This is a genomic window from Shewanella colwelliana, assembly GCF_001735525.1.
Classification (GTDB): Bacteria; Pseudomonadota; Gammaproteobacteria; order Enterobacterales; family Shewanellaceae; genus Shewanella; species Shewanella colwelliana.
Genome location: NZ_MCBT01000025.1, coordinates 1 through 23079, shown reverse-complemented (window position 1 = coordinate 23079; position 23079 = coordinate 1). Strand labels below are relative to the sequence as shown.

General features: G+C 46.1%; 19 protein-coding genes and 1 pseudogene. 8 read left to right on the top strand and 12 right to left on the bottom strand.

Features of this window, described 5'->3' with window-relative positions; translation table 11 throughout:
• The 8 genes from BEL05_RS09755 to BEL05_RS09720 all read right to left on the bottom strand — a co-directional run.
• Positions 1 to 679: hypothetical protein (locus BEL05_RS09755; protein ID WP_175427334.1), on the bottom strand; the 679-nt coding region annotated here is incomplete at its 3' end.
• A gap of 13 nt (positions 680 to 692) precedes the next feature.
• Positions 693 to 2018 (bottom strand): HlyD family type I secretion periplasmic adaptor subunit, encoded by a 1326-nt coding sequence (locus tag BEL05_RS09750; RefSeq protein ID WP_069671055.1) that lies wholly within the window; start codon positions 2016 to 2018, stop codon positions 693 to 695.
• On the bottom strand, positions 2011 to 4101 hold the full coding sequence (locus BEL05_RS09745; RefSeq protein WP_069671054.1) for a peptidase domain-containing ABC transporter: 2091 nt from the start codon (positions 4099 to 4101) through the stop codon (positions 2011 to 2013). The genes BEL05_RS09750 and BEL05_RS09745 overlap by 8 nt, the downstream gene beginning before the upstream one ends.
• Complete coding sequence (locus BEL05_RS09740) at positions 4098 to 5756, bottom strand: ABC transporter transmembrane domain-containing protein (RefSeq protein WP_069671053.1); 1659 nt, start codon at positions 5754 to 5756, stop codon at positions 4098 to 4100. The genes BEL05_RS09745 and BEL05_RS09740 overlap by 4 nt, the downstream gene beginning before the upstream one ends.
• 346 nt (positions 5757 to 6102) lie before the next feature.
• Positions 6103 to 7458: a tetrathionate reductase family octaheme c-type cytochrome gene (locus BEL05_RS09735; protein WP_139151862.1), complete on the bottom strand. Its 1356-nt coding sequence runs from the start codon at positions 7456 to 7458 to the stop codon at positions 6103 to 6105.
• 97 nt (positions 7459 to 7555) lie between these two features.
• Entirely contained in the window at positions 7556 to 9268 is a 1713-nt protein-coding gene (locus tag BEL05_RS09730) for a DUF3373 domain-containing protein (protein WP_069671051.1), read from the bottom strand.
• A gap of 68 nt (positions 9269 to 9336) precedes the next feature.
• Entirely contained in the window at positions 9337 to 9666 is a 330-nt protein-coding gene (locus tag BEL05_RS09725) for a c-type cytochrome (protein WP_028763857.1), read from the bottom strand.
• Between the two features lie 333 nt (positions 9667 to 9999).
• Positions 10000 to 10719, bottom strand: coding sequence for an SDR family oxidoreductase (locus BEL05_RS09720; protein ID WP_069671050.1), 720 nt, complete (start codon positions 10717 to 10719; stop codon positions 10000 to 10002).
• 132 nt (positions 10720 to 10851) lie between these two features.
• On the opposite strand from BEL05_RS09720, the gene BEL05_RS09715 reads away from it, so the two are divergent.
• Complete coding sequence (locus BEL05_RS09715; RefSeq protein WP_028763855.1) at positions 10852 to 11751, top strand: LysR family transcriptional regulator; 900 nt, start codon at positions 10852 to 10854, stop codon at positions 11749 to 11751.
• A gap of 195 nt (positions 11752 to 11946) precedes the next feature.
• Complete coding sequence (locus BEL05_RS09710; protein WP_069671049.1) at positions 11947 to 13143, top strand: conjugal transfer protein TraF; 1197 nt, start codon at positions 11947 to 11949, stop codon at positions 13141 to 13143.
• Between the two features lie 64 nt (positions 13144 to 13207).
• Here the strand turns inward: BEL05_RS09710 and BEL05_RS09705 are convergent, their stop codons facing one another.
• Positions 13208 to 13936, bottom strand: coding sequence for a sulfite exporter TauE/SafE family protein (locus BEL05_RS09705; protein WP_028763853.1), 729 nt, complete (start codon positions 13934 to 13936; stop codon positions 13208 to 13210).
• Between the two features lie 121 nt (positions 13937 to 14057).
• Positions 14058 to 14372 (bottom strand): met regulon transcriptional regulator MetJ, encoded by a 315-nt coding sequence (metJ, locus tag BEL05_RS09700; protein ID WP_028763852.1) that lies wholly within the window; start codon positions 14370 to 14372, stop codon positions 14058 to 14060.
• A gap of 219 nt (positions 14373 to 14591) precedes the next feature.
• Between metJ and metB the strand changes: the two genes are divergently transcribed.
• The 6 genes from metB to BEL05_RS09670 all read left to right on the top strand — a co-directional run bounded on the left by metB (position 14592) and on the right by BEL05_RS09670 (position 21461).
• Complete coding sequence (gene metB / locus BEL05_RS09695) at positions 14592 to 15758, top strand: cystathionine gamma-synthase (RefSeq protein WP_069671048.1); 1167 nt, start codon at positions 14592 to 14594, stop codon at positions 15756 to 15758.
• A 19-nt stretch (positions 15759 to 15777) separates the two neighbouring features.
• On the top strand, positions 15778 to 18171 hold the full coding sequence (locus tag BEL05_RS09690; RefSeq protein ID WP_069671047.1) for a bifunctional aspartate kinase/homoserine dehydrogenase II: 2394 nt from the start codon (positions 15778 to 15780) through the stop codon (positions 18169 to 18171).
• A gap of 294 nt (positions 18172 to 18465) precedes the next feature.
• The gene (metF, locus tag BEL05_RS09685; RefSeq protein WP_028763849.1) at positions 18466 to 19356 is read left to right on the top strand and encodes a methylenetetrahydrofolate reductase; all 891 of its coding nucleotides are present in this window, start codon (positions 18466 to 18468) and stop codon (positions 19354 to 19356) included.
• Positions 19357 to 19485: 129 nt separating this feature from the next.
• Positions 19486 to 20088 (top strand): c-type cytochrome, encoded by a 603-nt coding sequence (locus BEL05_RS09680; protein WP_069671046.1) that lies wholly within the window; start codon positions 19486 to 19488, stop codon positions 20086 to 20088.
• 22 nt (positions 20089 to 20110) lie between these two features.
• The gene (locus BEL05_RS09675; RefSeq protein WP_217629860.1) at positions 20111 to 21160 is read left to right on the top strand and encodes a c-type cytochrome; all 1050 of its coding nucleotides are present in this window, start codon (positions 20111 to 20113) and stop codon (positions 21158 to 21160) included.
• Positions 21161 to 21242: 82 nt separating this feature from the next.
• Positions 21243 to 21461, top strand: coding sequence for a cysteine-rich CWC family protein (locus BEL05_RS09670; RefSeq protein ID WP_028763846.1), 219 nt, complete (start codon positions 21243 to 21245; stop codon positions 21459 to 21461).
• Between the two features lie 464 nt (positions 21462 to 21925).
• On the opposite strand, the gene BEL05_RS09660 is transcribed toward BEL05_RS09670, so the two are convergent.
• Complete coding sequence (locus BEL05_RS09660) at positions 21926 to 22771, bottom strand: tetratricopeptide repeat protein (protein WP_069671044.1); 846 nt, start codon at positions 22769 to 22771, stop codon at positions 21926 to 21928.
• A gap of 92 nt (positions 22772 to 22863) precedes the next feature.
• Positions 22864 to 23079: pseudogene (locus BEL05_RS09655) on the bottom strand (tetratricopeptide repeat protein); the annotation flags it as partial.

Here is a 23079-nt window from a genome sequence, read left to right as displayed (position 1 = left end):
TGCCAGTGCCAGTGCCAGTGCCAGTGCCAGTGCCAGTGCCAGTGCCAGTGCCAGTGCCAGTGCCAGTGCCAGTGCCAGTGCCAGTGCCAGAGGGTTGGGGCGAACCTAGGGTGTGTTCTGGTGTAGGATCAATTTGCAGTGAAACGGTAAAGGCTGGCGGATTTTGATGGGTCTCATTGGTGTTTAAAGCGTGAGCTATCGGTGTCAGTGAGGGCGTCACTTGATGAGCGTTCACTGGGAGTGCTGCATGTTCTATTGAGGTGGTTTCAGTTGAGCCTTTCTCCGTAATCACATGCTGCTTTGGGCTGCTGTTAGTCGAGGCTGCAATCTGTTCTGGCGTTATATCCCCCTTCAGTGGCTGGTCGACTGTTTCTGTGCGTTGCTTTGGTTCAGAGGGAGCCTGTGTTGCGGCTGTATCAACCTCTGGCGTCTCCACTTGGCTCGGATTACTGGTATCGGCACTTGTGGCCTGCCAAGATTTGTCCGCCACGAGGTCTTTGTTGCCTACGTTTTTGATCTCGGCATCTCTGAGTTCTTTAGCGGCGAGCTTTTTGACATCTTTATCAAGTTTCTTTACGGCGGCCAGACTCTGTTTAGCGTGGCGTTGCTGCAATTCACTGTTGTTTTTACCTGTGTCGTCATTCGGCGTAGCGGTTTTCTTTGAATCATTGTCTGACATCTTTCACTCTCCCCTAACGCTCACCAAAGGCTTCTGTGATGTTGGTAAATACAGGTTTCCACATATACTGGAAGACGGTTTTATTGCCAGTGACGATATCGGCTTCACCTGTCATACCTGGGATCAAGTCAAACTGCCCTGGCGACTCCCCAAAGTAGGGGCGGTCGATCGCGATTTGCACTTTATAAAAAACACCGCCTTTTTCATCAGAGTCAGTACTGGGGGATATCCGTTTTACAATGCCATCAAGCGCGCCGTAGCGGCTGTAATCGAAGGCATCAATTTTGACTCTGGCGGCTTGACCAACACGTACAAAGCCAATATCTCTAGGAGACAACTTGGCTTCCATTAGGCCTGTTTTTGTCATGGGCACGATGACGGCGACTGTACCACCAGGCTGAATTACGCTGCCTGACGACGTGGTGGGAATGGATTGAATAATGCCATCGACGGGAGCTGTGATTGTGTTTTGCAGCACCAGAGAGTCGGTAGACTTTAAGCGCGCGATCACCCCGAGTAGTTCTGCCTGTGCTTCAGTGCGTTTCTCACCCACTTCGTTAATTAAGCTAGCTTGTTTTTGGGCTAATTGATTTTCAAGGTTAACCAAGTTTTTCGTTAACACGTTTTGTTTGCTTTCCATCACTTTGAGCTCACGTATATAGGCGTCGAGTTTCTGTTGTGACTCTAATATTCGGAGTTTTGAGACAGCTTGCTCCTCTTTAACAGAGGTCATCATCTTAATGGTTTTTTCTGCGTTCTGAATCTGATCGGCAAGGGGGGGGATCTCGGTTTTCAATCCATCAATCTCCGCTTGAGATTTGGCTATATCTGACTCAGAAAGCGCTTGAATTGACGTGCGTTCTTCATTCATACGTTGCAGTGATTTTTTGTGATGATCAACAAGTTGCGGGTATTCAGCGGTAAATTCTTCAAAGTTGGGCTGACGTTGATCAATAAATGCATCATAGCGTTCGATTTTCAACACTAAATTGGCGCGTTTACTGGCCAGTTCCTCTTCGGCAGATTGGCTGTCGATTGCAACAAAACTAGCAAGTACATCACCTTTTTTTACCACATCGCCCTCTTCAACCATAACGGTGGCCAATGTTCCACCGGTTTGGCTCTGAATGACTTGTCGATGTCCAAGCGGAACGACTTGCCCTTTAGATTTTGAAATTTCTTCAACTTGGGTAAAAACCGACCACAGCAGCATGATGCTCACAGAACCTGCAATGAGTAGTGTCATTCGTTTGATAAAACGTTTTTCTGCGGGGGCTTCAATCGCTTCGGCAAACTCATGTTCTGGCCACATGTTGTTGGTTAGTTGTCGATTATCCATTGGCATTTGACTCCTGCATTGTGGCTTTTGAGGGCGAGGTTTCGGCTTGGTCAGGAAGTGGTCCAGCGTAAACTACCGCGCCTTTATCTAATATCACTACTTTATCAGCCTGTTGAATCAAGGCCTGATCATGGGTGGTAAACAGTATGGTTGCCTTACCGCGTATACGATTCAGCATATTAATGAATGCGTGTCGTGCATAGGGGTTTTGGTTCGCTATTGGTTCATCGAGCACCAAATAAGTTGAGCTCTTAAGTAAGGCTCGTGCTAAACAGATATAACTACCTTCTATGTCAGAAAGAATGGAATGGCCTTGGGCAAAGAGGTCAACATTTAAATCGTTATTCAGCGAGGCAAAGAGTGTGCTCGCGCCAGCATTATCGAGTGCTTGAAAAAGCTCTTCATCAGTGGCGTCGGGTTTTGCTATACGTAAGTTATCTGCTAGCGACCCCGGAAAGAGATCGGGTTGGGCGCTATTGAAGCCTGCCCATTGCCTAAAACTCTGTGGGTCGTACTGTTTTAGGTTTTTACCATTAACAGAGATATAACCAGCTTGAGCATCGAGTATGCCAATGGCGGTTTGCAATAGTGACGTTTTGCCACAGCCATTAGGACCTATAATGGCGACAATCTCTCCTGGAGCCACATCAAAGGATATGCCTGACAGTGCTGGTTCGACATCGGCAGAATAACGCAGGGTTAGATGTTTAAAGGACACCTCTGGTGCTTGTGTCGTGTCGGGCACATCGAGGCGCAACTCGTTGTGCTCGGTCCCAGCTTCCATAAAGCGATCAAATTGCTTGATAGCCGAATCCATCATGGTGATTTTTTGGCTAGAGGAAAAAGCCAACTGTGCGGGGCCTGTAATGCGCCATATTAGCATCACACACGCGATTAACGCACCAGGGCTGATACTTTGATTGAGAACCAAGAAAATACCGGTAAATACGGTTACTAGTGCTGTGATTAGGCTCATGGCATGGGCAATGGCTCCCGTTAATCCATTGCGTTTGCTGTATAAAAAGTTTTGTCGGCAGTGCTCTTTACACAGGCGTGAAAACTTAGTGTTCCAACCTTGTGTATCGCCACTTATTTTTAGTTGTAGTAACTGTTTAGCCAGATCATTGCTGGCATTCTGATATTCACTACTTATGGTTGGGGTAGCGGCTTGGGTGTATTTTTTTACCGCTTTCATGACGAGATAAAACAGCAGTAGCATCACTAAGGGAACTAACACTAGCCATCCGCTGAGCAGGGCGATGGTGACCAATGCAATGCTGGTAAAGGGCAGATCAATGAGTCCCGCACCGCTTGGGCCAGATAATAATGTTCTAACTTTTTCGGCGTTGCGAATTCTGGCTAGATGGTTGGTTAACCCTACTCTGGATAACACGATAAGCGGCATGCTCAATAGGCGGCGAAAGGTGATATTTGACAGATCGTGCGCGAAGCGATTACTGGTGCTCGATAAAATACTCGCCCTAGCTAAGCGAGAGGAGATCAAAATCGTGACAGCAAGAATGGCGCCAAGGGCCAAACTTGGCAGGACTTCGGGAGCTTGTCCGCCTATTACCCTATCGTAAACAGCCATGGTAAATAGTGGCACCGCGAGCCCAGTTAAACTGGAGAGTAAACTTAACCAAAAAACGGGTTTGTACCATTTGGTTCGCTTGCTCATGTGGGCAGCAAAGGCATGTGCGCCACTTTTGGCCGATGGGAGTGCATCAATGGTGATCACATGGCCTGTAATAGTAAGAGACTCAGGTGCCAGGGCTTGCCACTGTGGCTGATTTGCCGACAAGGTTAAGTGTTCATAACGCTCACCGCTACGACGCGCGACGATAGGGGCGGAGTCGGTGGGCAGTAGTAAAAACGGGTGTATGGTATGACTGAGTTCGGCTGTGCTTATCTCATGCACGCTATAGCTAATTTGATGTTTTTTTAAGGTGTTAACCACCATTACCGAATCAAAGCTTTTGGTTTCCTGTTCACAGCTTAAGTTATTAGCTTGAGCGTAAAGCCCTATTTGTTGAAGTAGCATCACTAATGCTGGCTTTATATTGACGGATGTTGGCTGAGTCATAGCTCTCCCTCCCCACGATTTGTTTTGGATGCTGCGGGAGCTTTGGGGGTTAGATCAATAATCTGATCTGCGCATTGTTGCATCGACGTAAAGTAGGTCGCGGCGATAATCGTCATCTGCGATTGCTGGTTTTTAATCAAGGCTAACAGGCGAGTCTGTCCATCTATGTCTAGCGATACCATAGGTTCATCGAGCAGCAATATGGATGGGGATTGCACCATGGCTCTCACCATCGCGATGAGCTTAATCGCACCTTTGTTTAGCATTTGGCTCTCGTTATTGGCGAGCTGGGTTTGGTAACCCGCAGGGAGTTGCGCAATGGTGTTGGTTAAGCCTAATTGTTCGGCGACTTCCATCGCTGCCATCTCCCGTTCAGGACGAAACATGGTCATGTTTTCAATTATTGTTCCTGAAAATAATGATGGCCAGGGAGGGACATAAGCCACCGACTGTGTGTATTCATTGGCATCATGGGCAGAGATGGGTTCACCTGCAATGGTGATGCGTCCTTCACTCGGTTGATGGAACCCTCCTAGCAGACTCAAAAATAGACTTGAATGGGTAAGAGGATTGGAGTGAATACAAGTCAAAGATCCTGGCGCAATGGTCGCGGACAAAGTGTGTAATATTGCACCGGGTTGAACAGCCTCTACCTTGTTAAATTCAATCGGACCTAGCGGTAATTTCTGCTGGTACACCTGACTCCCTTGAAACTGTTCAGCAGGTAATTTATTAATATTGTTAATTTGAGTCATGGCTGTTTTTGCACTGGCTAAGCGTGAGCGTAAACTGATTATTGCGCTCAGCGGTGCAATTGCGCGGCCTGCTAAAATGGAGCAGGCGGCCAATCCGCCAGTTGTTAAACTGCCATTTAACACCTCAAAGCAACCAATGAAGACGATTAATAAAGTCGTTATTTGTGAGGCGCCTTGGATTAGCTCCTGTAATTTAGACGAGAGCCAGTCCACCTGTTGTTGCAGTGCCAAGCGTTGATAGTTTATGGCTGCGTAGTTAGATGATAACTGTGTTTCCAAAGCCAGCGCCTTGGTGGTGGTCAAGCCTGACAGTACGCGAATTAACATGCGCGAGTATTCGCTATCTGTCAGGGTTAACTGCTGTGCAACAGCGGTGAGTTTCTGGCCAATAAGGTAAACAAAAATGCCAACCGCCCCCCATACAGCAATCGGGATAAAGACCAGTGGTCCGCCAATATAGGTGAGCAGGGCTAAAAATAGGATCACAAAAGGGAAATCCATCATCGCGACCGCGGCTTGGCCAGAGTAAAGCTCTCTCACGGTTGTGATACTGTTTAAACCATTGGCTATTTTTCCTGGTCCCAGCGCAGCCAGATGGCGGTAGTCGGCATTGAGCAGAGATTTGACTAATTGGGTTGTGGTCTGCAGCTCAAAGTTGGCGGAAGATGAGGCGAGCAACCAACTCCTTGCGTAGCGAAGCAGAAGTTCTAATAAGATAGCGATTGCTACTGTAGTCGCTAAGATGGAAGCTGTACCATACCCTTCATTCGGCAAAATACGGTCGTAAATCTGGAGCATGGTAAAGGGCAATGCAAGTGAAAGTAAGTTGATAAATGTCGACGATAATAATAGCTCTGTAAAAGCCCGGTTTTGCATCAATAAACGAAAAGAACTCACCATCTAATACTTTCCTTGTTGGTCTTTACACCTGTCAAAAGTGTAGTACATGTCACACTTTGTAAACTAACATTGATCTTGACCGGAGTAAATCAGTCAAATTTCTATATAGAGTAGCCACTTAAAAGTGATTTTCATGGGTAAAACCGCTGAGAAACCGAGTGAATAAGTTTGTAAAAGATAGGTATGACTGCGGCGCTAATTAGTTATACGTTGGTAGGCTTAAGCAACGATCAGTCTTGCATGTGGGTGATTGTTATCACGTGTAATTAGGGCCGTATAAGTAAAAAGGGCCTTTATCTAACAAAAGGCCCTTTGTAGGAGATGATACGTATGGAGAAGGCGTAAACTATTTAGCGTGCTTTACACCCTTTTTGTTTTTCATTGGGTCGCCCTCATAACCCAGTGCTTGCCAATTTAAACGCGTGCCTTTGTTATGACAATCATTACAATTAAGTGCTTGGTCTTTTGGAGAAACCATATGGTTAATACGCCACCACATTTCAGTTTCAGCAAAGCCATGTTCACCACTGTATTTGATGCCTTTCTCTGTGAGTGCTTGGTTAGCTTCCATCCCTAATTTAGCGGCCTTATCCCAATCGAACTCTTTCCAATAACCACCTTTACCGTAGACTTTGGCCGTGACAAAAATTTGCTGCTTTTTGTCGTAAATCTGTTTACCTCTATGGACTTTGAATGGGTAGATTTTAGCTTTATTATCTGCGATATCGCCTAAGGGGTACGTGAGTTTGGTTACTTTGTTGGGATCCATCTTATCGCCCACCATATAGGCGTCGGCTTTACCGTTGTACCAAGCATACTCGGGCTCAACCATCTTCTTCCATTCGAAGCTGCCTTTTTTCTTCATAAAGGTGTGCTTGCCATATTCGTCGACAGTTTCAGCTTGATCGCTACCAGCTGTTGACCAATCCCAGCTCATTTTTGTTGGCTCGTTGCGCGCAAAGAAGGGGATATGGCAAGTTTGGCAGGCTACACTCGCTGTGTGCGTATTAAGGCGCTTGTTTTCATGGGGCGCGGCGTCATGACAATTTTCACAACCTATATCACTCATGCCACCAGGCGAGACGCCCATTGCATTACCTGTGATTTGGTGTTGCTCAGTTGTATGGCAGGTTTGGCATTGAAAATCGTTGCCATCCGTATCCATATGGACATCAGTGGCTTTATCAGGGTAAGCCATAGATGAGTCAAGATCGCCATGTTTAACCGCGTCGCCACCGCCACCGTAGAAATGACAGGTACCACAGTTATCACGCACCGGGCTTCCTACGTTTTGTGCGACGCGCTCAAGGTTTACTTTAGCGAGCGCTTCGCCGGCCCCAGCTGGATCTTTAATATAGGTGCCGGTGGTGTCATGACACACTAAACAATCGACCTTGGTCATGTCGGTAAAGTCGAAGCTATCATCTTTCCAACCGTAGCCCGCATGACAACTGGTGCATCGTGGTTCATTGCCCGAAATTGAAGTACAAAAGTTGTTAATGGCATTTTTCTTACCGCGTTTCACCGTTCTGCCTGGTAGCTCTTGCTCTAGTTCCCATGTCCAATGTGAAGACTTCATAAAATCTTTCGCATGGTCTTCATGGCAAGCGATACACTGTTCTGTGACTTGTGAGCCTGATGTGAACGGGCCTTCTATTGCCTCTTTGTGAGGGTTTTCGGCGGTGACGTTGAATGTCGCCATCCCTAATAATGCGCTGAACGCAATGGTGGCTATGGAACGTGGATATTTCATTGGAGAATCCCTACCCCCAGCTAATGCTGGGGGAAAAACAGTAGTACTAGAAGTTGACGACTAATGAGGCGTTCACATCGTAAGCCGTATCGACAACAGGTAGCATTGAGAATGCACTGCCAGCGATCACATCATCGATTTTCTGCGGTGCGCCAACCGGGGTGCCACTGCCTGTATATTCATAGTCGTAGTAAAGCCCTGCGACTTTGATAAACATGCGAGGATTGATGTCAAACATGTAATAGGCCTCAGCGACGTGACCGCGAGTAGCGAGCTTGCTGCCAATAGGGTCATCTTGTGCCTGAGTGAATGGTGTCCAATATTTTGAACCGTAGTTATATTCAAGGCCAAACTTACCGTACGGTGCTGGCATTTGAATACCGACATAGACGCCGTAACCATCTTTTGCATCGTCAGAGTCTGCAGCGCTTGGCATCATGATGATTTCACTGCCATCGGCGTTGAGTTGTGCTTCAAATACAGCGTCGCTTAGCATGCCGCCAAACATCCCCGCATTACCGTTACCTTCCGCGCGCGTCCAACCTAGTGATGCAAACATTTTCAAGTCGTCATCGCTTTCATAGGCATAACCGATACCGCCTAAATACATGTCACCTATGACACCACTGGGCTGCACGCGCGTTTCGAAGTTGAAGTTAGAGAACTTTTGCATATCTTGGTACATGGTTGGGGCAAAAATACCCGCTAACTGTGTAGGAAACGCCATGGTTCCTTTAAAGCCATCATTGACATCTTTGGCGCCAAATAGGGTGAATTGAAGGAAGTGATTGCCGTCATTAATTGCGTCGATATTAAAGCCGCCAAGGTGGGTGTCTTTAGTGACGATGTCGCCAAACATCTCACCATTTCCCCACTGTGATTCAAATCCTTGGCCGTAACAAAAGCGTACTACCTGACCATCGATACCTGTAATTTCACCTAAGTTATAGCCCAGTGTTGCCCCATCAAAGTTAAAGTTAACTAAGTGTCCAGATGGTGTACCGCCACGTTTCTCATTTTCACGGTATTGGCTAGGTGGGCCATAGGTTGAAGGACGACGACCTATAGAAAGGTATGTGTTCGTGCCACCGATATTTTTCCAGTCGAAGTAAGCGCGCTCGACACGTAACCAGTCACCACTTGGGTTGCCGCTGCTGGTGCCATCCATGGTGAATGAACGCCAAGAGTCAAATACTTGCACACCAGTTGAATCTCCCCAGTTTTTGAACATGGTGAGTCGCCCTGCGAAGCTGACGTTATCCCAAACTTTTGCTTTAAGGTTTAAGCGTAGGCGTGTGGTGTAGTAAATATCATTATCGATATCTTGCGTGCTTTTGGGGGCTAAAACGTAAGGCATAACCCCTTGTAACATGCCGCTTTGAAATGCCATTGCTAGGTCTGGATTAGCGCTAAGCATCTGTCCTAGTGGGGAGTTTGGGTCATTAGGTTGTCCAAAAGCCCCAGACATTGCTTTAGCACCGAAATCATTAAAGTCGACCTTGATTGCAGGGTTCCAGGTGACATTACGGTAGTGCAATGAGTGGGCTTTGGTACGAAAATCTCCGGTGATCTCAAGTCTATCTAACGCAGTGTGGCGCTCATTTTTGTCCACACGACTATTGATATCATCGATCTCTTCGGTCAATTCAGCGAGCTGTTGTTTGAGATCAGCAAGTTTTTGTTGTTCTGTGTCGGTTGCATAAGCGGTAGCGGAAAAAGCTAACGCATTGGCGATCAGTATAGAAAGTAGAGTACGCATCTTATCTCTCCTAGTGCGCTCATCGTCATTGTTACTTTAATGGAGCGCGTCAATATCGAAATGAGTGGTTAACCGCAAGTCTGTGGTTGGTCTGAATCGGCAGCATGGTCATAAAGGAACTGCTGAATATCTAGACGATCTTTCTCCGATAACTTTTCGAATACTTCAGGCTTTACCTTGTGCTGGTCGCGCTTAAAGAAGCGATCCCACTGACTCATGGTTTTGGTCATCGGTGTGAGTTCGCCTGCGGCATCACCTTTGCTATGACAGGCTTTACACTCTTTTTTGTAGAGATGTTTGCCCTTTTTAGGGTTGCCGCCGTCTACTGCGTAAACATGGGCGCCGAGTGAGAGAGTTAACATGATACAGGTGGCAATTTTTACTACATTTTTCATCATCATTTCCTTAATCACTACTCCGAGTGATTTATTAACCTGAAACAAAATGCTTGCTTCTTGTTAATAAATTTACCAAAAGGAGGTAGATGTGAACTTGATGTTGATCACTTTTATAATAAAAATCTAATTGATAAAAATATCATGAATAAAAATCTAATGGATTGGCGTTAATTTATTGATAAAATTAATTTTTATTTTTATGGTTGCTGAAGTTATGAGCATTTTGTAAGTGAATTAAGACTGGATTTAAGTCACATTTTTGTAGTTAAACACCCTCTAAATAAGTAGGACACCTATTTAAAGGGCGCTGCAAAGCAAAAATCGAGTGCCGAATTAAGGCTGTTGACGAGTAGGTGCTAGAACGATTTCACGTACACAAACATTTTGTGGTTGTTCGAAGGCAAACACGGCGGCATCTGCAACGGCAGTTGGTTCTATCACCCCGCCCATGAACGCTTTCCACTCTTGATAGCCAGCTTTGATCTCTTCATCTGTGGTATGGCTCAGTAGGGCGGTTTCAACTGCACCCGGCGCAATCGTGACCATACGCACATCATCCATGGCTACCTCTTCACGAATGTTTTCTGTTAAGGCGTGTACGGCAAATTTTGTTGCACAGTAAGCGGCATGGTTAGGGAAGGTTTTACGTCCGGCAATTGAGCTAATGTTGATGATGGTACCAGTTTTGCGCGCTTTCATGTCAGCAAGTACCGCATGAATACCATTGAGTACTCCCATGACATTGATGTTGAGCATTTGGCTCCATTCTGCCGGATCTTGCACGTCTGCAGCGCCGAGTAACATGACACCAGCATTATTGATTAAGCCACCAACCGGGCCAAATGCCTTTTCTGCTCTAGCAATGGCATCTTTCATCGCTGTTGCATCGGTCACATCGACACTGATGCATAAGGTATTGTCTAGCCCAAGTGCTTCCATTGGTTCAACGCGACGAGCAAGCAATAATAGCGGATGACCTTTTACGCTAAAGGCTTGTGCCATTGCTGCGCCGATCCCTGAAGATGCACCTGTTATGACGATAAGTGGTTTCATTGTCTACCTCATTAAAGAATTATTTCATTGAGGCAAAGTTTAGCCTCTACACTATTGTTGATATATAGTTCCCAAGTAACTTTATTGTTTACTATTAATGACAAATTGTGTGGGTATTGGCAGGGAGTCTGTATGAATCAAGAGATTAGTCTCGCAGATATTAAGGCATTTACGGTTATCGCAGAGGCGGGCAGTTTTACGGCGGCCGCAGAGCTGTTGGGGTGTTCTCGCTCTTACCTTTCTAGGCAGTTAACTCACCTAGAAGCGGAACTTGGGGTGAGTTTGATCACTCGTACAACGAGAGCGCAGCGCCTCACCGAGCAAGGAGAACAGCTATTTAGTCACTGCAAAACGGCGTTAGATAACATTGCCAGTGCCGTTGCAATGACGATGGATAATGCGCAAAACCTACATGGACATATCAATATCAACTGTGTCGGTGGTTTTCTCGGCGAAGAGGTGGTGGCGAATGTCGTGAGTGAATTTATCAACCTTCATCCAGAGGTCACAGTTAATCTCGATTTTAGCAGTGAGCGAGTCGATCTGGTTTTGGGTAAGTTTGACATGGTTTTTAGAATGGGGGCTCTTGCAGACTCAGGTTTAGTGGCACGTAAGCTGATGATGATTAAAAATGGTGTGTTTGCATCGCCTAAATACCTATCCATGGCTGGCACTCCGCAGCATCCCAAAGATCTACTGCGACACCAATGCATCTCTGGCTCGGTCAGCCATTGGGAGTTTTTGCACCAAAGCGATGTTACTCAAAAGGTGGAGGTCGATATTGTTGGCAATGTACGCTGCAAAAATGGACGTGTGATGAAAAATATTGCGCTGTCGGGAAATGGCATTGCGCGTTTGCCCTATCTCTATTGCCAAACCGAATTAGACAACCAACAACTCACCCCTGTTTTCGATGATTGGTTTATGGCGGATTCACCTTTTTATTTGATTTATCACAAGGATAATTACCAGCCTGAACGGTTGAAGGCATTTACCAAGTTTGTTACTGAGTATTTTAACCACCACTTTTAAATGACAATAGCGCTATTTTTAGCACCTCGTATCAGTATGGAAAATGGCGATAAGTGTGGTGCTAAGAATATGTTGCGAAATAGTTTGCTTTTTACCCGGAATATCCGCCACAATTTCTGGCAATGGACTATCTTTATATTCGATCTGTGTTGGTTTTTTGCAGTCAGAATAAGAATAAATGACAGGGGTGAAGGGATGAAGTTGAGGAATGCTTTTCTTGTTCTATCTATGTGCTGTGTTACGTCTACCGCATTGGCGGGACAACAGTTTTACGAAGCGCGCGGTGATGCAATGGGCGGTGCAGGTGTCGCAGCCTCTAATCGCGAAGGCGCTGCGTTCATAAACCCCGCGCTGCTCGCGATTCATGCGCCACATTATGCTGGTGGCGTGGTGATGCTACCTGCTCTGGGCTTTGATACCAGCAATGTCAGTAATTTCACCGATAAATTCGATGCGCTGCAGCTGTCCTATGATGGCTTAGAGGCTGCGATTGATTCGGGAGATACCACAGCTATCGATACCTATCGCAACGCGCTTGTAGGCGATCTTGAATCGTTAAACGGTGACAATGCTTATGCGAGCTTTGGTTTAGGCCTATCAGTGGTGCTGCCAACTAAGCGCATGCCCATGGCTATTTTTTATAAGACGTATCTTGATGCGTTGAGTGTGGCGGCTATTGAGCAGAGTGACTTAGATGCTCTCAACGGCCTAGATCCCAATAACCCTCCTGCGGTGACTGATTTAGATTCCCAGGGCGCTGTCGTGGCTGGCGCCGTATCGGATTTGGGTGTTGCCCTTAGCTTTCCCCTATCGATCGTTAATATGCCTATCGCTGTGGGAATTTCACCCAAAATGCAACGTATCGACACATACAACTATGTTGTCAGTGCAAACAATTATGATGCCGATGACTTTGATGATGAAAAGTATCGCAACAACGAAACCGCCTTTAACCTTGACGTTGGTGTTGCGATGCAGCCGATGGATGGCCTGACTGTTGGTTTGTCTGGTCGTAACCTTATTAGCCAAAAAGTGGATACTGTTGAATCACTGGGCAGACAGTTTACCTATCGTATCGATGCCTTATACACGGCAGGTGTTGCCTATGATTGGTCGAACTTTAGTGTAACCACTGATGTTGACCTGAATAGTCATAAACGATTTGATGGGATTGATTCTACCCAGTATTGGCGTGTCGGTGGTGAGGTGAAAGCAACTGATTGGTTAGCGGTGCGTTTAGGTTATCGACATGATTTGAAAGATAGCACCACAGATGTTTATTCTGTGGGCACAGGCTTTACCTTTGGCCAATCTTTTAATCTTGATTTTACCGGTATTGTAGGCAGTGACGATGCCATTGGTGGTGTGATTCAAACATCCTATCATTTTTAATTAACGTGGATATGACTCAAAGGCTGATACTCACTATCAGCCTTTTTGCTTTTTAAAGAGAGATTTATAGCTCTATGAATGACTTAGTCGCTAATATTAATGCGCTCACAGAACAAAGTATTAAGGTCATTGAGCGTGTTTTGTTTTTATCGATTTGACCAACGAGACGTCCCGCCACGAGATAGCCAAACAACACCGCCGGCAACAAAAGCAATGAGATGTAGAAATGGTACGTCGTCAATAGCCCTGCCAAGGCTAAAATTAGCAATGCAATGGTTGAACTGAAGATAAAAAAGGCTGAGAGTGCGGCTCGAAATTGTTTGGCATCTTTACCTGATAGCAGTATTGCCAGTGGCGGTCCGCCAATGGCTGCAATATTGCCAAATATGCCTGACACTATGCCTGCGGCAAATAGACTTCGACGATTGACGGGAATACTGAATTTTAACAAACTTAATAGCACGGCTAGCGCAACAATGGTGGCAATGGCTAAGCCCAGAACCGCTTGAGGAGCGAATAGCAGTAACGAGGCACCGAGCAAGCCGCCTGGAATCCTTCCAAGTAAGGCATATTGTAAGCCGTTAAATTCTAATGCGTTACGCTCACGAAATAGCGTCATCAATGAGATAGAAAACCCCATTATAATGACAGGTGCAGGCACTAAACTTGGATCCACGAGATAGAGCAGTGGCGATGCCACTACCGCAAGCCCAAAGCCAATGAGACTTTGGGTGAGTGCACCAAGGAAAATGATAATAAAGGCAAGTCCAAAAGTGACAAGATCTAAGGAGATGTCGGTCACGTGTTAGTTATCCTTACGGGGTGATGCGAGTGAAAAAACAAACAGGGACCGCTAAGCGATCCCTGTTGCTGTTATTCGAGCTGTTGTCACTAACGACTCATGCGAGTGATATCTATTCTAGCTCTTCCCATTCAATGCCCATTTCGGTCATGAGCTTTTTCACTTCAGCAGGGATGCTATCAGGCTTATCTTTTGAAAGATCTTCATCATCTGGTAAGGGTTGACCTGTGTATGCGTGCAAAAAGGCTTCGCACAACAGTTCACTATTGGTGGCATGGCGCAAGTTATTAACCTGACGACGAGTGCGCTCATCGGTTAACACTTTAAGTACCTTTAGAGGAATTGAGACAGTGATCTTTTTGACCTGCTCATTCTTCTTACCATGTTCAGCATATGGGCTGATATAATCGCCATTCCACTCAGTCATCGACTCACCTGTAAATTCTCAAATTCGGGGCAGATTTTATACCCTTACAAATTACAGTCAAATTATTGCCTGTAATTTTTGTTAATTGCAAATAGATTTCTAAATGTTTGGACGTCTAAACGTCTAAATGTGTTGACGGTCAGGGCTAGCTTAGGTACATTTAGACGTCCAGACATCTTTACCGATGAATGAAACCAATTTGATTGATAGGAGTGCAAGATGACAGAGCGAAAATTAGCCACCGCCGCAGTACGTCGAGGTATCGAATCTGATACCCAACATGGTGCGGTTGTTCCGCCAATTTATCTGTCGACCAACTACTCCTTTGATGGCCATAAAAACCCACGAGATTTCGATTATAGCCGTTCAGGCAATCCGACCCGATCTATTTTGGGGGATGCCATCGCCGAGCTTGAAAAAGGGGCGACGGGTGTCGTGACTTGTACAGGTATGGCTGCTATCACCTTAGTGACAAGTTTACTGGGTCCGGATGATCTGCTCGTAGTGCCTCATGATTGTTACGGCGGAAGCTACCGCTTATTCACCAACCTTGCTAAGAAAGGGGCATTTAAACTCGCCGTGGTAGATCAAACTGACCAGGCCGCCCTCGATGCCGCTATTGCGCAACAGCCTAAAATGGTCTGGTTAGAAACCCCATCTAATCCGCTGCTTCGTGTGGTTGATATTGAGGCTATTGCCAATGCGAGTCATAACGTTGGCGCTCAAGTTGTGGTAGATAACACCTTCCTTTCTCCTATTTTGCAACAGCCGTTACTGTTGGGCGCAGATATTGTTATCCACTCAACGACCAAATATATCAATGGCCACAGCGATGTGGTTGGTGGGGCTGTTGTGGCTAAAGACGCTGAGGTGGGTGAGTTACTTCATTGGTGGTCAAATACCTTAGGTTTAACGGGGTCTGCGTTTGACAGTTACTTAACCCTGCGTGGTCTGCGTACTCTGGCCGTAAGAATTCGTGAGCATCAAGCCAATGCTCAAAAGGTGCTGGCGGTATTAACGTCCCATATTGGTGTTGAAAAGGTTTATTATCCTGGGCTAAGCGACCACCCAGGGCATGAAATTGCGGCAAAACAGCAAAAAGGTTTCGGTGCAATGCTCAGCTTTGAGCTAAAAGGTGGCGAAGCCGAACTTATTGCCTTTTTAGATGCGTTAAAATGTTTTTCTGTGGCTGAAAGCCTGGGGGGAGTCGAGAGCTTAGTCGCGGTTCCTGCTACAATGACCCACAGAGCAATGGAACCAGAAGCTCGCGCGGAAGCGGGCGTTAAAGATACTCTAATTCGATTGTCAGTGGGCATTGAAGATAGCGACGATTTGGTCGCCGATATTCAATTAGGTCTAGATGCCGCTGTTGCAGCAAGTTGTTAAAAGGTTTGAGGAGCGAAAAATGACACGATGTCATTTGCATAAATTTGGTGGTTCTAGTCTAGCGGACGCTGATTGTTACCGCCGCGTAGCTCATATTCTACTTACTCATGGCCATAGCGATGATTTAATCGTGGTTTCTGCCGCGGGTAAGAGTACGAATTTTCTTTATAAGTTATTGGAGCTGAGTGACGGTAAGCAACTTTGGCAAGAGGAGCTTCAAGTCCTCATTAGTTACCAACAGAACCTGATTGAACAGCTGTTATCTAACGAACAAGCTCGCAGTCTACGTGAGCGTCTATCGACTGATAAGTCGCAGCTGACCAGTTTACTGTCACTGGAAAAGCTCAACGATTACCAGAGTAATCAAGTGGTGAGTTTCGGCGAGCGTTGGTCATCACGTTTATTGGCAGCGTTACTGCGTGAATCGGGTGTAGCGGCGGCAGATATTGATGCGCGCACACTATTGGTGGCCGATGAAGGTGCAGTGCCGCAGATCCGCCTACAAGAGTCAAAAGATAAAGTGCAGCAGATGCTTGCGGCTCACCCTAATGAGCGCTTGGTGATCACTGGTTTTATTTGTGCCAATGAACAAGGTGACACGTTACTCTTAGGTCGCAATGGTTCAGACTTTAGTGCCACCCTATTGGCAAGCCTTGCCAATATAGAACGCGTCACGATATGGACCGACGTAGAAGGGGTCTTTAATGCGGACCCAAACCGTATCAATGACGCAAAGTTGCTCAAGAGTATGTCGCTTACTGAGGCTAATCGACTGGCACATCTTGGATCGCCCGTGCTGCACAATCGTACCTTACAGCCACTGTTTGATACTGAAGTTAGCTTAGCAGTTCGCTCTAGTTACGCCCCCCATACTGACTTTACTCTCATTGCGCCTAAAAGCTCCTCAGCCAGTGCGCCAGTCGTGACTAGCTTGCCAAGTGTCTCCTTATTCAATGTGACCTTAAAGGCGGAGCTACCTCAGTTATTAAGCTGCTTTGCTGAAGCAGGGTTAACCCCATTGGCTTATTGGTCACTCGCTCATGGCCGTGCTGAACTAGCCTTTACTCATGAAAATCAAAAGCAGGCTTTAGCCATTTTTGAAGCCAATAATGATTATTTGCATATTGAAGGCTTGCAGATCAGAGATGATCTCGGACTGGTGGCATTAGTGAGTGCTGACGCTGGCTTATATCGCCGTGGCTTCGCGCGCTTACTCAATCGTGACGCCCACCCATTGTGCAACGATGGTTTAAGTTTAGTCACCTTGGTGCCTAAAGGTCAGGTTAATCTGCTTACGCAAAAAGTTCATCGACGCTGTGCGGGACCACGTAAGCGTATTGGCGTGTTACTGCTGGGAATTGGTAATATCGGTGAAGCGTGGATCGATCTGTTTAAACGTGCAAGGCCAGTACTGAATAAAGAGCTCGAGGTGAGTGTTGAGTTGATCGGTTTGGTCAGCTCGAAGAAAGCACTAATAAGTGATGACGATATTGCGCTCGATACCTGGCAAGATCAATTTGAGCAAACAGCAACAGATTGGGAATATGCCAGCCTGTTTGATCAACTACAGCAACTAGATTGTGATGAAATTATTGCCTTAGATATCAGTGCTAGCGCCGATTTAACCTTGCAGTACCCTGAATTTTTTGCTCGCGGCATTCATGTGGTGAGTGCGAATAAGTTGGCAGGTTCTGGACCGTTAACTTTCTATCGAGAGCTTAAGCAACAGTTGGGAAATCGCCGCCTTTTTTGGCGCTACAATGCCAGCTGCGGTGCGGGATTGCCAGTGCAACACGTGCTTAATGATCTGCATAATAGCGGCGACAATATTGAGGCTGTTGGTGGGATTTTCTCCGGTACACTATGCTGGCTGTTTGAGCACTTTGATGGTAAAAAGCCGTTTTCAGAATTAGTGCTAGAAGCCAAAGGGCTGGGTATTACTGAACCGGATCCGCGAGACGATCTTTCAGGGCGAGATATGCAACGCAAGCTGTTGATATTAGCGCGAGAGATAGGGCATGACATTGAGCTCGATGAGATTGTGCTAAATTCTTTAGTCCCTGAGCACTTAGTCGATATTCCTCTGCCTCAGTTTATTGAGCGGTTATCCGAGTTAGATGTTGAGATGCAACAACAATATCAAGCCGCTGCAGAGCAAGGCAAGGTATTGCGCTACGTCGCCTCGTTAGATTGGCTTAAAGGGGGGCTCAAGGCTGAGGTCGGTATACAATGGGTCGATCGCACTCATCCGTACGCCAACCTCACCCCTGGTGACAATGTGTTTGTTATCCGCAGCGCTTTTTATCAAGACAATCCACTCATTATTCGTGGGCCTGGTGCTGGGCGTGAGGTGACTGCCGCCGCTGTGCAGTCAGATTTGGCTCAGATCTGCCGCGATCTGTTACAAGAATAACTGGCGTTATAAAGTGCCTTAATCCGTATTAAGGCACTCTCTTATCATTCCCCTGACTTTCCACAAGCATTTTTTGTTGCTGTTCCCCTTGTTATTGAATATTGATAAATCTATTTAAAACAGCTGCTTGAGTTTACTCTTGCCATGTGGTTTTCAGTCGCCTGTTATCGGGAATAGATTATTTTATCTTCTACTCATTTTTACGCTTGACTTCAAACTCAGTTTCTCTAGTATATGGACATATAGACGTCCAAACGTCTATTTGGTAACTATTCGAACGTTGAGGGAAATAAGATGGCTTTTCACCACGCACAACATGCAAATTCGTTGAACCAAAGCTTGTCTGAGCTAAATGGTGATATTAATGTCTCTTTTGAGTTTTTCCCGCCAGCGACGCCAGAGATGGAGAAGATCCTCTGGAACTCGATTCGTCGATTGGAGCCGCTAAATCCTAAGTTTGTTTCGGTGACCTATGGGGCTAACTCCGGTGTTCGAGATCGCACCCATGGTGTGATAGAGCGTATCCAAAAAGAGACCGATTTAGTTGCTGCTCCTCATCTCACGTTAGTCGATGCCAGTGATGAAGAACTGGTCGAGTTAGCCAAGCATTATTGGAATTCTGGCGTGCGCGATATTGTAGCCCTACGTGGCGACCTACCCGATGGCAGCCCAAAACCCACTCGGTTTGCAAACGACTTAGTTCGTTTGCTTCGTTCGGTGGCTGATTTTGATATCTCAGTCGCTGCTTATCCTGAAGTTCATCCTGATGCGACCAATGCCCAGGCAGATCTGATCAACCTGAAGAAAAAGATCGATGCAGGGGCTAATCGTGCCATTACCCAGTTCTTTTTCGATGTTGAGTCTTACCTGCGTTTTCGTGACCGCTGTGTCGCGGCAGGGATTGATGTGGAGATAGTCCCTGGTATTTTGCCAGTAACTAACTTTAAGCAGCTTAAACGCTTTGCAGGGATGACTAACGTTTCTATTCCTGGCTGGTTACATAAGCAGTTTGAAGGACTCGATGATGACCCGTCCACTCGTCAGCTTGTCGGTGCGAATGTGGCGATTGATATGGTAAAAGTCTTGTCTCGTGAAGGGGTGAAAGATTTCCATTTTTATACGCTAAATCGTGCTGAGTTAACCTATGCTATCTGTCATACGCTAGGGGTTAGACCGGGAAAATAGGCTGCAACTGGTTAAGATAACGCCTCATATTGCTATGGGGCGTTTTTGTTTTTGCAGTTTAAGTCCAATTGATTATGTTGTATTGGGCAAATCCCTCTATGATTAGTCTCTAAGAATAAGGAGATTGAGATGAGAGTATTTGCCTGTCTAATTAGCTTGTGTTTACTTGCACAGCCCGCTTTTTCAGAACCGCTTCCTATGCCCGCATCCGCCCAGCTGTGTGTCGGTTGTCATGGCCCTACAGGGGGAGGGATAGAACCTGTTGGTCCTCGTATTGCCGGACTTTCTGCTGAGTATATTGCGCAGCAAATAGCGCTGTTTCAACAAGGTAAACGGCAAAACCCCATTATGGCGCCGATGGCGATGACACTTCAGGGGGATAAGATTACACAGGTCTCTGAATATTTCGCCAGTCAAGCGCTGCCTGAAATCAAACTGCATATTCGTGGTGACACGGTGAGTTTTAATGAGCCCGCCTCGACCTTGGTTTACCAAGGCGATTGGGGGCGGTTAATACCGGCATGTGTGACCTGTCACGGCCCATCAACCTTGGGTGGCGGGCTGTTTCCAAGGCTCGCTGGCCAGCAAGCCAGTTATATAAAGACGCAATTATTGGCATGGCAAACCGGGACCCGCAAAGGGGATGTCGATGGGATGATGGCCTCCATTGCCAATAAGCTCACCGCCGCAGAGATTGATGCGCTGGCCAGTTATTTAGCCGCAATAAAATAGGGAGCGAGTAATGAATAAGATTATTTTATGGAGTGTTCCACTATTGTTGCTAAGCAGTGTGAGTATTCAAGGCGTATCTGAGGCGTTACCTGATAAACAAGCGGAGTTGTTTACATCGCCGAAAAAGCCAACCGACAGCTATTTACCAGTTAGATCGTTGGCAAGTATCCCTAAAGGAGAGTTTGGCGACAAAGTCCGTATGGGGTATCAGCTATTTGTAAATACTCAGCAGTTGCGTGGTCAGTATGTGGGTAATGAGTTGAATTGCTCTAATTGCCATATGGATGCCGGGCGCAAAGCGAATGCATCGCCATTATGGGCAGCCTATTTAGCGTATCCCGCTTATCGTAAAAAAAATGACAAAGTAAACAGCTATCAAGAGCGCTTACAAGGCTGTTTCACTTATTCGATGAATGGGCAAGCGCCTGACAATGATAGTCCTGAGTTAATAGCTTTATCTGCTTACTCCTATTGGTTAGCGATGGGTGGGTTGATGGATCAATATCAAGTGGCTGGAGAGGTTCCTGAGTTGAGCGATAAAGCGCTAGTCTTGGGGGGTAAACGTGATGATTTTTCATTGCCAGAGGCGATCGCTTCGGCGATGACGATGGATGAGCGTGCCAAGCTTGCTGGACGAGGCTTCCCCGCAATCCCTAAGCCAGAGCTCGCTTATTCACCTGAGCGTGGATCAGAGGTCTATAAAGCTCACTGCCAAGCTTGCCATGGTGATAATGGGCAAGGATTAGCCATCGCTGGTATTTATAGCTTACCACCACTGTGGGGACCAGATAGCTTTAACTGGGGAGCAGGAATGCACAGAGTGAATACCGCAGCGAACTTTATTTATGAGAATATGCCTTTTGGTAAGAGTATTACGCTGACAAACCAGCAAGCCTGGGATGTGGCGGCTTATGTTACTTCAAAAGAGCGCCCACAAGATCCTCGCTTGACCAATAAAGGTGTTGCCGATTTGGCGAAACAATATCACCAGCACCAGGGGTACTATGGTAAGGCGGTTGATAATGGCCCTATGCTGGGTAGTAAGGCTTATCCCGTGAATCCAGACAAGTAGTAAAACTGTTTGAGTCTAGATTATGGGAGTGTTAGTTTTGCCTTATTAGCACTTTCTTTACACCTTTTTAACTGAGCCTCCAATGGATGACGAAACAAAGCAATGTCCGATATGCCATGGTACCAATGCTTGTGCCGTTGCCAATCAGCAAAGCATCGATGACTGTTGGTGTCAGCAGGTCGCTTTCCCACCGAAAGTCATGGTGGATGAGAAAGTGTTATCACTAGGAACCTGTGTGTGCCAACGTTGCATGCTGGCGTTAGCGGTGGAATATGATATTGCGATCAAAAGAGTGGATTAATTTTTAGTTGGATAGATTTAGGGAAGAATCAATATGTATAAAGTTTATGGCATCATCCTGACATTGAGTGTTTTAACCGGGTGCAGTGGGATGAGGGTTAATTCTGTCTTTAGCCCTAATCCAGAAGAAGCGTTAAAAACCTACAAGGTTGAAGAGTACTCCTTAGCGGAAATATAGCGCTCAATCTTTAGGAAAAGTGGAAGCGTCTTTTTGTCGTACACGTCCAGATCAGCCAAGGCCGACGGAATCTTTATTGCTCGGTAATCTAAAATATAAAGCGCAGAAGTTGGGGGCCAATGGCATTGTTGTGATGGAGTGTGTCGATTATAAAATTAATAATGACTGTCCTGACTTTTTAAGTTGTCGAGCATTGGCTTATAGCGTGGATTTTGACCATATTTAATTTGGCTAAGTAAAAAGGAGGTTTAGATAACCTCCTTTTTACTTAGAGGTGATGCTTTAACCTATTGATAATAGTTTGCTCCCTCTATACGGAATTGAATGGTTTCTCTCCCCCAATCCGAAAACATGACATCTCGAATTCGTTCCCCATCTCCTTCCGAGCTACAGCCCCACATCTCGGCGCAAGTTCTGCCTGCAATATTGGAACCAGTGCCTGACTTTGTATCAGGGCGAGTATTGTTTAGACGGGCAATTTCATCGTCAAAGTACTTTTTATAATCTGGTGCAGTTACTGTAAGTGTTTCCATTTCACCTATTGGCGAATCACTACCAGATGCCGCCCCTTTATCAGCCTCCACTAAGCTAAACAGCTTAGGTAGTGCCAACGTATTGGCGTACTCTGCTTCTTTAAGCTGTTTAGCTAGTGCTTTAGCTTCGCTGTTATTTAGCTCGTACGCTTTGGCTAACCAGTTATCAGCTTCTTGCTGATCTTGTTCTACCAAATGTCCGTCTAGGTAGACTTTGCCTAAGACTAACGCACTTGGGGAAAAATCGACTTTAGTACTCTTTTTCAGCAGGGTGATCCCTTTATCGATATCTTGATAATCGGTGTTTTGCAGGTACATTACTCCCGCTTTGTATTGAGCTGTGGTATTACCAAATTTTGCTGCACGTCGAAACCATTTCAATGCTTGCTTGATATCTTTCTCTGTGCCGTAGCCGGAATAATATAGCTCACCTAAGGTTGCCATCGCATCAGAGTGACCACGTTTGGTTAAGATTTTATAGGCGTCAAAATAGTCTTTACATTCAGCCGTATTACAAGCTTCTAAGCCTGTTGCATAGCTGGATGGCAGTGCAAGTAACAGTGCTGTAAATAGCGTGAGTTGTTTGATTTTCCGTATCATGGTTGATCCTTTTTTATTGAGTAAATTCAACCCGCAGAGCCTTGGTTAAGGCCCTGCGTACAACTAGTTGATGTGGGTTGTTTATCTAGGATTTAAATTGCGCCGCCCCAGCCAGAGAGCATGAAATCTCTTATTCGTTCGCCATCTCCTTCACTAGAGCAGGCCCAGAGATCAGAACAGGTTCTGCCAGCGATATTTGAGCCAGTGCCTGACTCAGTATCTGGACGAGTACGATTTAATCGTGCAATTTCATCATCGAAATAGGCGGTGTAATCGGGTGCAGTAACAATGATCACCTCCATTTCACC

Bases quoted from the DNA above. Each gene is read 5' to 3' on its own strand.
- BEL05_RS09750 (WP_069671055.1), bottom strand. From the start codon at position 2,018: ATGGATAATCGACAACTAACCAACAACATGTGGCCAGAACATGAGTTT.
- BEL05_RS09745 (WP_069671054.1), bottom strand. From the start codon at position 4,101: ATGACTCAGCCAACATCCGTCAATATAAAGCCAGCATTAGTGATGCTA.
- BEL05_RS09740 (WP_069671053.1), bottom strand. From the start codon at position 5,756: ATGGTGAGTTCTTTTCGTTTATTGATGCAAAACCGGGCTTTTACAGAG.
- BEL05_RS09735 (WP_139151862.1), bottom strand. From the start codon at position 7,458: ATGGCGACATTCAACGTCACCGCCGAAAACCCTCACAAAGAGGCAATA.
- BEL05_RS09730 (WP_069671051.1), bottom strand. From the start codon at position 9,268: ATGCGTACTCTACTTTCTATACTGATCGCCAATGCGTTAGCTTTTTCC.
- BEL05_RS09725 (WP_028763857.1), bottom strand. From the start codon at position 9,666: ATGATGAAAAATGTAGTAAAAATTGCCACCTGTATCATGTTAACTCTC.
- BEL05_RS09720 (WP_069671050.1), bottom strand. From the start codon at position 10,719: ATGAAACCACTTATCGTCATAACAGGTGCATCTTCAGGGATCGGCGCA.
- BEL05_RS09715 (WP_028763855.1), top strand. From the start codon at position 10,852: ATGAATCAAGAGATTAGTCTCGCAGATATTAAGGCATTTACGGTTATC.
- BEL05_RS09710 (WP_069671049.1), top strand. From the start codon at position 11,947: ATGAAGTTGAGGAATGCTTTTCTTGTTCTATCTATGTGCTGTGTTACG.
- metJ (WP_028763852.1), bottom strand. From the start codon at position 14,372: ATGACTGAGTGGAATGGCGATTATATCAGCCCATATGCTGAACATGGT.
- metB (WP_069671048.1), top strand. From the start codon at position 14,592: ATGACAGAGCGAAAATTAGCCACCGCCGCAGTACGTCGAGGTATCGAA.
- BEL05_RS09690 (WP_069671047.1), top strand. From the start codon at position 15,778: ATGACACGATGTCATTTGCATAAATTTGGTGGTTCTAGTCTAGCGGAC.
- metF (WP_028763849.1), top strand. From the start codon at position 18,466: ATGGCTTTTCACCACGCACAACATGCAAATTCGTTGAACCAAAGCTTG.
- BEL05_RS09680 (WP_069671046.1), top strand. From the start codon at position 19,486: ATGAGAGTATTTGCCTGTCTAATTAGCTTGTGTTTACTTGCACAGCCC.
- BEL05_RS09670 (WP_028763846.1), top strand. From the start codon at position 21,243: ATGGATGACGAAACAAAGCAATGTCCGATATGCCATGGTACCAATGCT.
- BEL05_RS09660 (WP_069671044.1), bottom strand. From the start codon at position 22,771: ATGATACGGAAAATCAAACAACTCACGCTATTTACAGCACTGTTACTT.